At 57.3% G+C, this 11,905-nt stretch carries 8 protein-coding genes and 1 riboswitch; of the genes, 7 read left to right on the plus strand and 1 reads right to left on the minus strand.

Features of this window, described 5'->3' with window-relative positions:
• Positions 1 to 31: 31 nt before the first annotated feature.
• A complete protein-coding gene (locus tag CA832_RS05715; protein WP_088340573.1) occupies positions 32 to 2,425 on the plus strand; it encodes a sodium-translocating pyrophosphatase in 2,394 nt (797 codons plus the stop codon).
• 143 nt (positions 2,426 to 2,568) lie between these two features.
• Positions 2,569 to 3,567, plus strand: coding sequence for an App1 family protein (locus tag CA832_RS05720; RefSeq protein ID WP_088340772.1), 999 nt, complete (start codon positions 2,569 to 2,571; stop codon positions 3,565 to 3,567).
• A 6-nt stretch (positions 3,568 to 3,573) separates the two neighbouring features.
• Here the strand turns inward: CA832_RS05720 and CA832_RS05725 are convergent, their stop codons facing one another.
• Entirely contained in the window at positions 3,574 to 4,188 is a 615-nt protein-coding gene (locus CA832_RS05725) for a deoxynucleoside kinase (protein WP_088340574.1), read from the minus strand.
• Between the two features lie 304 nt (positions 4,189 to 4,492).
• On the opposite strand from CA832_RS05725, the gene metK reads away from it, so the two are divergent.
• The 5 genes from metK to CA832_RS05755 all read left to right on the plus strand — a co-directional run bounded on the left by metK (position 4,493) and on the right by CA832_RS05755 (position 11,854).
• Positions 4,493 to 5,749, plus strand: coding sequence for a methionine adenosyltransferase (metK, locus tag CA832_RS05735; protein WP_088340576.1), 1,257 nt, complete (start codon positions 4,493 to 4,495; stop codon positions 5,747 to 5,749).
• A 75-nt stretch (positions 5,750 to 5,824) separates the two neighbouring features.
• A riboswitch (SAM riboswitch) is annotated at positions 5,825 to 5,936 on the plus strand.
• Between the two features lie 84 nt (positions 5,937 to 6,020).
• On the plus strand, positions 6,021 to 9,428 hold the full coding sequence (gene thrA / locus CA832_RS05740; RefSeq protein ID WP_088340773.1) for a bifunctional aspartate kinase/homoserine dehydrogenase I: 3,408 nt from the start codon (positions 6,021 to 6,023) through the stop codon (positions 9,426 to 9,428).
• Positions 9,429 to 9,447: 19 nt separating this feature from the next.
• Positions 9,448 to 10,626 (plus strand): trans-sulfuration enzyme family protein, encoded by a 1,179-nt coding sequence (locus CA832_RS05745; protein WP_088340577.1) that lies wholly within the window; start codon positions 9,448 to 9,450, stop codon positions 10,624 to 10,626.
• Between the two features lie 27 nt (positions 10,627 to 10,653).
• Positions 10,654 to 11,061: an RrF2 family transcriptional regulator gene (locus tag CA832_RS05750; protein ID WP_088340578.1), complete on the plus strand. Its 408-nt coding sequence runs from the start codon at positions 10,654 to 10,656 to the stop codon at positions 11,059 to 11,061.
• A 169-nt stretch (positions 11,062 to 11,230) separates the two neighbouring features.
• Positions 11,231 to 11,854, plus strand: coding sequence for a phosphoadenosine phosphosulfate reductase domain-containing protein (locus CA832_RS05755; protein WP_088340579.1), 624 nt, complete (start codon positions 11,231 to 11,233; stop codon positions 11,852 to 11,854).
• Positions 11,855 to 11,905: the final 51 nt, after the last annotated feature.

Below are 11,905 nucleotides of genomic sequence, written 5' to 3' on the forward strand. Positions count from 1 at the left end.
AGCCGTTTCAAACCTCTAAATAACTGACATAATGGAACAAATCGTAAATTATTTGTGGGCATTCGGCCTGTTGGGGCTGCTCTTCGTGTTCGTAAGGAACGCCTGGGTATCCAAACAGGAAGTGGGCGATGCCAAGATGGCGCGTATTGCCAAAAACATCGCCGACGGGGCCATGTCCTTCCTGAAAGCGGAGTACAAAATCCTCGCGATTTTTGTAGCGGCCGTAGCCGTGCTGCTCTTCTTTAAAGGAGAGAGTGAAGCCGGTTCCAATGGAATGGTTGCCGTATCCTTTGTGGTAGGGGCCATCTGTTCCGCCCTGGCCGGGTTTATCGGGATGAAGGTTGCCACCAAAGCCAATGTTCGCACTACCAACGCCGCCCGGACCTCCCTGGGCAAAGCCCTGGAAGTGGCTTTTGCCGGAGGTTCTGTAATGGGGATGGGCGTTGTAGGCCTCGGAGTTCTGGGCCTGAGCGGTTTGTTTATGATCTATAGCGGCCAGGGCTGGGCCATTTCCGAAGTCCTGAACGTGCTGTCCGGATTCTCCCTGGGCGCTTCTTCCATTGCCCTCTTTGCCCGTGTGGGTGGGGGGATCTACACCAAGGCGGCCGACGTAGGTGCCGACCTGGTTGGGAAGGTTGAAGCCGGTATTCCGGAAGACCACCCCCTGAACCCTGCTACCATTGCCGATAACGTTGGGGACAACGTTGGGGACGTAGCCGGTATGGGTGCCGACCTGTTTGAGTCCTATGTAGGCTCCATTATCGGGACCATGGTGCTGGGTGCCACCTTTGTAGGCATTCCGGAGTTTCAACAGGCCTTCGAGGGCCTTGGGGCTGTTTACCTGCCGCTGGCCCTGGCGGGGGTAGGGATTGTGATGTCCATTATCGGGACTTTCTTTGTCCGGGTAAAGGACGGAGGATCTCCCCACACGGCACTGAACATCGGGGAATTCGGTTCGGCCGGTCTGATGCTGATCGCGTCTTACTTCCTGATTGACGGCATGCTGCCGGAAAGCTGGATGGAAGGCGGAAAAGAATTCACCTCCTTTGGCGTTTTCCTGGCTACCATTGCCGGTCTGGTTGCCGGCCTGCTGGTTGGTAAGGTGACCGAATATTATACGGGCACCGGAACCAAGCCGGTAAGCTCTATTGTGCGTCAGTCCGAAACCGGATCCGCGACCAATATCATTGCCGGACTGGGCGTGGGTATGATGTCCACCGCCATCCCGATCCTGCTGATTGCTGCTGCCATCCTGGTATCGCACTACTATGCCGGGCTGTACGGAATTGCGATTGCAGCCGTAGGGATGCTGGCCAATACCGGAATTCAGCTGGCTGTTGACGCCTATGGACCGATTTCCGATAACGCGGGCGGAATCGCTGAAATGTCCGAACTGCCTAAGGAGGTGCGTGAGCGCACCGACAAACTGGATGCCGTGGGGAACACCACAGCTGCCATCGGGAAAGGCTTTGCGATTGCTTCTGCTGCCCTGACAGCCCTGGCCCTCTTTGCTGCCTTTATGAAGACAGCCAACGTAACCTCTATTGACGTAAGCCAGCCGGACATTATGGCCGGACTCCTGGTAGGTGCCATGCTGCCGTTTGTGTTCTCTGCCTTGGCGATGAATGCCGTTGGCCGCGCTGCCATGGCCATGATTGAGGAGGTACGCCGCCAGTTCCGCGACATCCCCGAGCTGAAAAATGCCCTGGAGGTGATGCGTAAGTACAACTCCGATATGAGCAAGGCCTCTGCCGAAGACCGCAAAGTATTCGATGCTGCGGATGGCAAAGCCGAATACGAGAAATGTGTGGCCATTTCTACAAAAGCTTCCATCAAGGAAATGGTACTGCCCGGCCTGCTGGCCATTGCCGTACCTGTTGCCGTAGGCTTTATCGGCGGGGCCGAAATGCTCGGCGGGCTGCTGGCAGGGGTTACCTCTGCCGGGGTGCTGATGGCGATCTTCCAGTCTAACGCCGGTGGCGCCTGGGACAACGCCAAGAAGATGATCGAGGAGCAGGGCCGCAAGGGTACGGATGCCCACAAGGCAGCTGTTGTTGGGGATACTGTTGGGGATCCATTTAAGGACACCTCCGGACCTTCCCTGAACATCCTGTTGAAACTCATCTCTGTTGTGGCCCTGGTTATTGCCCCCAGTATTGCCCTCTCTGCGGATTCCGCCATAGCGTATGCCGAGCAGAAGTCCGAAGTGAGCAAGCGGGTGGAAGTGAAGATGGAGTCTAACGAAGACGGCACCTACACTGCCCTGGTGACTACTACCACAGAGCAGGACGGGCAGCAGCAGGTCAGTGAGGAGCAGTTCACCGGAGACCTGGAATCTGTAAAGGCCCAGGTCGAGCAACTCGGAGAAGCCTCCGGGGCGAAAATCCGAGTGGAGAAAGAGGTAAAGATCGAACAGCAACAGTAACCGGTTCGTTACCATAAGTACCAGGACCCCGGCCATTCGGCCGGGGTCCTGCTTTTTTGGCCCCCGGGTTTGCCCGGTCCGTCCGGTGTGGGTATCTTCAGCCTGCCGGGGCGCAGGTGTTCCGGCCTGTAAACGAAAAGCGAATGGGCTGGCTGGGAAGAAAGGATCCGCTTCAGATTGTGACGTTCCGCAGTTACGGGACGTCCTCCCACCTGTATGCCCGGGGCCGCGCCCTGGAAGACGAGGCCATAGACCTGGGCCGCAAAGGGACCCTCCAATTGCTGCTGAGCACCTGGAAGCGCTTCGAAACCGATGAGGTGCGCAACACCCCCTTGCACCTCACCCTGGGGGGTGCCTCCTACGCCCTCCAAACCGACAAGGACGGGTACTATCTCCTGGACCAGGCGCACCCGGGCCTGAATGCCCTGGCCGATGCTGAGGGCTGGGTGCCCTATACGGTTTCCTATGTTCCGGAAGGCCTGAGCCGGCCCATTCTGCGGGAGAACCGCTTCGGGGGGGAGTTGCTGATCCCACCCCAAACGGCCCGCTTCGGCATTATTACAGACATCGATGATACCATCCTCCACACCGGGGTTACCTCCTACCTGAAATGGCAGGTGATTGCCAATACGGTATTCAAGCGGGCAGAGAGCCGGATTCCCCTGCACGGGGCACCGGAACTCTACCACAAACTCCACGGGGGTGTGGGGGGGCAGTGTGGCAATCCCGTATTCTATGTGAGTCACAGCCCCTGGAACCTCTACCGGTACCTGGATTACTTCCTCACCCGCAATGCCTTTCCAAAAGGCCCCATTCTGCTGCGGTCCATGGCGAGTTTCCTCTCGCGTCGCCGGGGCGGGGCACCCCATAAACAACACGAAATCGAAAACATCCTGAAAACGTATCCGGATCTTCCATTTGTGCTTATTGGGGACAGCGGGGAGCGGGACGCGGATATCTACCTGGAGCTGGCGGGCCGATTTCCGGGGCGTGTGGCGGCGATTTACCTCCGCTCCGTAAGGCACCGGGGCCGCATGCGGCGGGTGCGGGAGCTCATTTCACGGGAAAAGGAGGTGCCTGTTTTACTGGTTCAGGAGTCGGAAGAGGTGCTGCACCACGCCAGAGGCCTGGGCCTTGTATAAGGCACCCTAAAAAAGGCCGTGGATTTCGGCGTCTATCTTGTTTATGACTTCGCCTAGGTGTTCGGGGTTATCCACAAAATCCAGGTGGTCTACGTCTATGATCAGCAGGTTCCCTTTTTCGTACCCGTGCACCCAGGCCTCGTAGCGTTCATTCAGGCGGCTGAGGTAGTCAATGGAAATGGAATTTTCATAGTCCCGCCCCCGCTTGTGGATTTGGTTGACCAGGTTGGGGATGGAACTGCGCAGGTAGATGAGCAGGTCCGGGGGTTGCACCAGGGATTCCATGAGTTCAAAAAGGCTGATGTAGTTCTGGAAGTCGCGGTTGGTCATCAGGCCCATAGCGTGCAGGTTGGGCGCAAAGATGTGGGCATCCTCATAGATGGTGCGGTCCTGGATCACATTTTTCCCGCTTTCGCGGATTTTGAGGATCTGCCGGTAGCGGTTGTTCAGGAAGTAGATCTGCAGGTTGAAACTCCACCGCTCCATCTGGGTGTAGAAATCGTCCAGGTACGGGTTGTCCACGACATCCTCGAAATGGGCCTCCCACTTGTAGTGCTTGGAAAGCAACTGAGTGAGGGTGGTTTTACCGGCGCCGATATTGCCTGCAACCGCAATGTGCATCTGAGAAATGGTTTAAGGTTGGTCGTTTAAAAACAGGGGGTAATATACAAAGATAAGACGGACCCTGAAAGGAGAACCGGGTGGGAAAAACCCCAAAAAAAACCGAAGCTGCCGCGGTTTGATTTTCCCGCAAAACCCTTACCTTTGGCCTTGCGAATAACGAGGATAGATTTGACTGATTGCAACCTCGGGCCACACCAGCCGCCAAAAATGCTAAAGCAGTTTGCGATCCTTCCCGCTTCGGGGGCCTGCGCCACTGTTTCCGGCATTTTCCTTCAGTCTGCTGTCCCCAAAGAAATCCAATATGGCATATTTGTTTACCTCGGAGTCCGTAAGCGAGGGGCACCCGGATAAGATTGCGGACCAGATCAGCGATGCGCTCCTCGATAATTTCCTGGCCTTCGACCCGGAGAGCAAGGTGGCTTGTGAAACGCTGGTTACCACCGGGCAGGTGGTCCTGGCCGGCGAAGTCAAGAGCCATACCTATGTGGACCTGCAGCAAATTGCGCGCGATGTCATCAACCGCATCGGCTATACCAAAGGGGAATACCAGTTCAGCGGGGATTCCTGCGGGGTGATCTCCCTGATCCACGAACAATCCCCCGATATCAACCGGGGGGTAGACCGGGGGGAAAAGGAACTGCAGGGCGCGGGCGACCAGGGCATGATGTTCGGGTACGCCAGCCGGGAAACAGATAACTATATGCCCCTGGCACTGGAGATTTCCCATACCATCCTCAGGGAACTGGCCGACATGAGGCGCGAGGGTACCCAGATCCCTTACCTGCGCCCGGATGCCAAGGCCCAGGTAACGGTGGAATATTCGGACGACAACCAGCCCCTGCGGGTGGATACCATTGTGATTTCCACCCAGCACGACCCTTTCGATGCCGATGAGGATGCCATGCTGGCCAAAATCAAAAGCGACATGATTGCTTTGCTGATGCCACGCGTCATCGGGCAGTTGCCCGAGCGGCTGCAGAAGCTGTTCGGCCCGGACATCACCTATCATATCAATCCTACAGGCAAATTCGTGATTGGCGGGCCCCATGGGGATACCGGCCTTACCGGCCGTAAGATTGTGGTGGACACCTATGGGGGCAAGGGAGCCCACGGGGGTGGGGCCTTCAGTGGGAAGGACCCCAGCAAGGTGGACCGCAGCGCGGCCTACGCCGCACGCTATGCGGCGAAAAACCTGGTAGCGGCCGGGGTAGCCGACGAGATCCTGGTACAGGTGAGCTACGCCATCGGGGTGGTGGAGCCCACCTCGATCTACGTCAACACCTACGGGACGGCACAGGTAGGCCTTTCCGACGGGGATATCGCCCGGAAGGTGGCCGAAGTGTTCGATTTCCGCCCCTTTGCCATCGAGGAGAAATTGAAATTGCGCCAGCCTATATATGAGGAAACAGCGGCTTATGGCCATATGGGGAAGGCACCCGAGGTAAAAACCAAGGTGTTCGAGTCCCCGTACAACGGAAAGGTCAGCTGCGAGGTGGAGTTGTTCACCTGGGAGAACCTCGATGCGGTGGAAGATGTAAAGAAGGCCTTCGGGCTTTAAAAAACAAGGGGGCATAGGCCAATTTCCCGGCGGGTTGCCTATATTTGCCCCCATACGTTCCGTAGTATACTGTTTACGTTATCAAGAAAGGCGGAGGGACTAGACCCTGCGAAGCCTTAGCAACCCTTCGGTTTTTAGCCGATGAAGGTGCTACGTTCTAACCCGGTTTTGCCGGGGCAGATAACACCCCCGGGGCACTCCCGCTTCCATTTCTTCTTAACGTCATTTTTTTTGAACCGATCCGGCCGGGATGGCCGGAAAATGTGCGCTTATGGAAGCCAATGCCTTGCAACATATCCACCTGGATGCCTATACCACCTTTAGCGGGGTGACCCAGCCCATCCGCCTTTCATACCAGCATTTCGGGCAACCCCTGGAATCGGCCCCTGTGGTACTGGTTAACCATGCCCTGACCGGCAACTCCAATGTGGCGGGTCCTGACGGCTGGTGGACCGCCCTTGTGGGCCCCGGGAAATGCATCGATACCGGGGTGTATGCGGTTTTGTGTTTTAACGTGCCCGGTAATGGGTATGACGAGTTCCTGATAGACAACTACAAGGACTTTGTGGCGGCCGATATTGCCCGGATTTTCCTCTCGGGCCTCGATGCCCTGGGGGTAGGCAAATTGTACGCCCTTATTGGCGGTTCTTTGGGCGGAGGGATTGCCTGGGAAATGGCAGCGCTGCGGCCCGGCCTGGCCCACCACCTGATCCCGGTGGCTTCGGACTGGAAGTCTACGGACTGGCTTATTGCCAACTGCCAGATTCAGGAGCAATTCCTGGTCAATTCCAAACAACCGGTCCACGATGCGCGCATGCATGCCATGCTCTGCTACCGGACCCCGGAGTCCTTCAAGCAGCGTTTTCAGCGCAGTACCAACCAGGAGTTGCAGGTCTTTAATGTGGAAAGCTGGCTCTTGCACCATGGGAAAAAGTTGCAGGAGCGTTTCCAGCTGGCGGCCTACAAGCTCACCAACCAGCTCCTGAAAACCATAGACATTACCCGCAACGGGGAGGCAGCCTTCCAGGCCTTGCAGCAGTCCGATACCCATATCCATATCATTGGGGTGGATTCCGACCTGTTCTTTACCGCAGCCGAGAACAAGGAGACCTATAAACAACTGGCACAGGCCAGCAGCAAGGTTACCTACGGGGAAATCCGGTCCGTGCACGGGCACGATGCTTTTTTGATCGAGTTCCGGCAAATGGAGGAGCTGCTGCGCCCGGTCTTTGCCCCGGATGGGGAGACCCGTGGGCTCCGCGTACTCAAGTTCGGGGGGAAATCCCTGGCCAATGGGGACGGGATTGAACGGGTCCTGGATATCATTTGCGAAAAGGTGGAGCAAGGGGAACGCCTGCTGGTGGTCCTCTCGGCCCGCGAAAAGGCCACCGACCAGCTCGAAGCCCTGTTGCAGCGGGCCTCGGAGGGGAAGCCTTACCAGGAGGACCTGGAAGCCTTCCGCACCTACCAGGCCCCGGAAGGGGTACAACCCGGCCTGCAGGACGCCTTCCAAAACCTGGAACGTCTGCTGGAAGGCGTACAGCTACTGGGGGATTACAGCCTCAAAGTAAAGGATGAGGTATTGGCACAGGGCGAGCTTATCTCTGCCCGGTGGGTGACGGGCCTGTTGCAGGAGCGGGGCATCCCGGCTGTGATGGCCGATGCCCGGGAACTCCTGCAAACCGATTCCGGGTTTGGCAATGCCCGGATAGACGAGGAGGCTTCGCGCCGGAAGGTAGATGCATTCTTCAGGGAACTCCCACGGGGAAGCGTCCCGGTTGTTACCGGCTTTATCGCATCCAATGCCCAGGGGGAAACCACCACCCTGGGGCGGAATGGGAGCAACTATACCGCTTCCCTGCTGGCCAACTACCTCAATGCCGAGGAGTTGCAGAACTTCACCCATGTGGACGGGATTTACACGGCCAACCCGGAACTGGTACCCGATGCCCGCCGGATAGAGCAACTCTCTTTCGACGAGGCCAATGAGCTGGCCAATTTCGGGGCTACCATCCTCCATGCGAAGACCATCATCCCTCTCCTGGAAAAAAACATCCCCCTGCGGATCCTCAATACTTTCGGGGCGGGCAGCGGTGGCACCCTGATCAGTGCCAAACCCAGCCCGGAGGGCATCCGGTCCCTTTCCGTGATTGAGCAGGAGGCCCTGATCCACCTGGAGGGGCGCGGGCTTCTGGGGAAAGTCGGGGTGGATGCCCGGATCTTCCGGGCCTTAGGCCAGAGCGGGGTAAGCGTGGGAATCATTTCCCAGGGGTCGTCGGAACGGGGCATTGGCCTGGTGGTAAAAGCGCAGATGGCTAACCGGGCACGCGCGGCCCTGGAAGCGGAGTTCGAAGAGGATTTCCGCCGGCGCGATATCAGCCGGATCCATATAACGGAAGACGTCTCTGTCATCTCCATCGTGGGGCAGGACCTGAGCACCTTCCACAAACCGTATAACGCCCTGATCCGCAACCAGGTGGTGCCGCTGCTGTTCAACAATGCGGTTACCGGGCGCAATGTGAGCCTGGTGGTCCGCAAAGCCGATATGCTCAAGGCGCTCAACGTGATCCACGGGCAGATTTTTGGGATCAGTAAGAAAGTAAACCTGGCCGTGTTTGGCGTAGGGCAGGTGGGCGGTACCCTGGTGGACCAGCTGCTCGCTTCGGCGGCCAAGATCGAAGCCAGGAAGGGGATACGGCTCAATATCTTTGCCCTGGCCAGTTCCAGGCGCCTGGTTACCGACCACAAGGGGGTTGGCCCGGATTGGCGGGACCGCCTGGAAGGGGCACCGGAGGGGTATGACCTGAAGGATGTCTTCGCCTACGCCCGGACCCACCACCTGGAGAACCTCATTGCAGTAGACAATACGGCTTCCCGGGAGTTTGTGGGTCATTACGAGGCCTTTGTTCAGGGGGGGTTCGACCTGGTTTCCTCCAACAAGGTAGCCAATACCCTCCCATACGGTTCGTACCGGGGGCTGAGGGAAAAGCTGCAACGGCATCAGAAGCAGTACCGGTATGAAACCAATGTGGGCGCCGGCCTTCCCCTGATCGATACCATAGCCCTGCTGCACCTCTCCGGGGAGAACATCACCCGTATCCGGGGGGTGTTTTCGGGATCCCTGAGCTATATTTTCAATACCTTTTCGACCTCGGACGCCCCGTTCAGCGCCATTTTGGAGGAAGCGGTAAAGCGGGGGTATACGGAACCGGACCCCAGGGAAGACCTCTCGGGGAACGATGTAGGCCGCAAACTCCTGATCCTGGCCCGGGAGCTGGACCTGAAAAATGAATTTGAGGATGTCCGCATCCAAAACCTGATCCCGGAAGCCCTCAGGGAAGGGTCTTACGAGGACTTTACCTCCGGTAGTACCCTTTTGGACCGTACCTTCGAGGCCCAGCGACAGGCCCTGGAACCCGGGCAGGTCCTGAGGTATGTCGGGGAGCTTTCCGGGGACCTGCAGCAGGACCGGGGCACCCTGGAAGTCAAGCTTATCGCAGTTTCCGAAGACACTCCCCTGGGGCAGGTCCGCGGGGCAGACAGCCTTATTGAGATTTATACCGAATCCTACGGGGAAAACCCCCTGGTGATCCAGGGTGCGGGGGCAGGCGCCGCCGTAACCGCCCGGGGAGTCTTCGGGGATATCCTCCGGATTGCCCAGAGGGGACATACACATTAACCTATCAGAAATCTGAACCATGAAAAAGAACCACCCGGAAACCGACGCCATCCGAATCCAGCTCGAACGCTCGGACTTTATGGAGCACTCGGCCCCCGTTTACCTGAGTTCCAGCTTTGTTTTCGAAGATGCGGAGGACATGCGGGCGTCTTTTGCAGAGGAAAAGGACCGCATCCTGTATTCCCGCTATTCCAACCCCAATACCTCAGAATGGATCGAGAAAGTCGCCCGGATGGAAGGGGCCGAAGCTGGTTTTGCCTTCGCCTCCGGGATGGCTGCGGTTTATTCCACCCTGGCAGCCCTGCTGGACAGTGGCGACCACATCCTGGCCAGCCGCTCCGTCTTCGGGTCCACCCATACGCTGCTGACCCAGATCTTCCCCAAGTGGAACATAGACCACTCCTATTTCCGGTTCGACCGTTTGGAGGAGGCCGAGGCCCTGATCCGGCCCAATACCCGGATCCTGTATGCGGAATCCCCCACCAACCCGGGGGTGGATATCCTGGATCTGGAAGCCCTGGGGAAGCTGGCGAAAAAACACGGCCTGCTGCTGGTTATAGACAACTGTTTTGCCACCCCGTATCTGCAACAGCCCATCCGTTTCGGGGCAGACCTGGTGATCCATTCCGGCACCAAACTCATGGACGGTCAGGGCAGGGTCCTGGCCGGGATTACCGTGGGAAGCCACGACCTGATAGACCGGGTGTACCGTTTTGCGCGGATTACCGGCCCGGCCCTTTCCCCGTTTCACGCCTGGCTCCTTTCCAAGAGTATGGAAACCCTGCCCGTCCGGGTAGACCGGCATTGCGATAACGCCCTTAAAGTGGCTGAATTCCTTTCGGCCCACCCCAAGGTAAACTGGGTAAAATACCCGTTTTTAAAGAGCCACCCCCAATACGACCTGGCGCGTAAGCAAATGAAAGCCGGGGGCTGCGTAGTAGCCTTTGAGGTTGCCGGGGGAGTGGAGGGTGGCCGGACCTTTTTCGACCACATCCGCTTGCTTTCCCTGTCTGCCAATCTGGGGGACACCCGAAGCATTGTAACCCACCCGGCCTCCACAACGCACAGTAAACTCAGTGCGGAAGAACGGGCGGAAAGCGGTATTACGGATGGGATGGTGCGTATTTCGGTAGGATTGGAACACCCGGAGGATATTTGTGCGGACCTGGGTCAGGCTCTGGACCATGTTGGGGGGTAGGAGCATCATTTTTCGTACCTTAGCCCTATGCTCTCCAAGAAAACCAAATACGGGTTAAAGGCCCTGGCCTACCTGGCCAGCCGGAAGGACCGCCAACCCGTGCAGATCGCCGAAATAGCACGGGAAGAAAACATCTCCCAGAAGTTTCTGGAGAGCATCCTGCTGACCCTGCGCAAAAACGGGTTTTTAGGTTCCAGGAAAGGTAAAGGCGGGGGGTACTACCTCATCAAGGACCCCAAAGACATTCCAATGACCAGCGTAATGCGGGTTCTGGAAGGCCCTATTGCCATGGTACCCTGTGTGAGCCTTAACTTCTACGAACCCTGTGCCGATTGCCCGGACGAGGCCTCCTGTGCCGTGCATAAGCTCATGTTGCAGGTGCGGGACAGCGCCCTTGAGGTCTACCGTCACAATACTTTGGCCGATATCCTTTAGATTCCGCAAACTCCGTGGCCAGCGGTAACATAATCCATAAAAACCCCTCACGTTTTTTATAAATCTATAAAAACGATAGGATTTATGTGAAAATTAACGCAGTTTGGTATTGGGTTTCCGAAAAGTGATGTAGATTTGAAAAGTCTACCAAATCAATAGGATAAATAAAATGAAGTTTGACGGCGCGCAAATCCGACACCTCAACCAACAGCTTCGGGGCATACCCCCGGAGGAGATTATTTCCTGGGCCATAGAGCATGCCCGCAGGCCGGTCCTGACTACGAATTTTGGCCCGTATGCTGCAGCCATCCTCCATGCCGTAACCGAAATCCGCAGGGATATCCCCGTCATCTGGTGCGATACCGGGTACAATACCCCCCAGACTTACAGGCATGCGGAAGTCCTTATGGAACGGCTGGACCTGAATATGCGCATCTACATCCCGGAAATCACCGCGGCCCGTCGGGATGCCCTGATGGGGGTACCGGATATCGATGACCCTAACCACGCCCGCTTCACGGAGCAGGTGAAGCTGGAACCCTTCCGTCGTGCCATGGCCGAGCACCAGCCCGATATCTGGTTTGCCAACCTGCGAAAGGGGCAGACCGCCCACCGGGATACCCTGGACATCCTCAGTATTGGCAGGGACGGGGTTTTAAAGGTAAGCCCGTTTTACCACTGGAACGATGCAGAACTGGATGTCTACCTCAGCCGCAACGGCCTGCCAAACGAGCACCAGTACTTCGACCCAACCAAAGTCCTGGCCAACCGGGAGTGTGGTTTGCACATCTGACTTTTAAATAGAGTGTATCCGGTTCTTTTGCGCTTATTAGTCTATATAACC

This window comes from Robiginitalea sediminis (assembly GCF_002198115.1).
Taxonomy (GTDB): domain Bacteria; phylum Bacteroidota; class Bacteroidia; order Flavobacteriales; family Flavobacteriaceae; genus Robiginitalea; species Robiginitalea sediminis.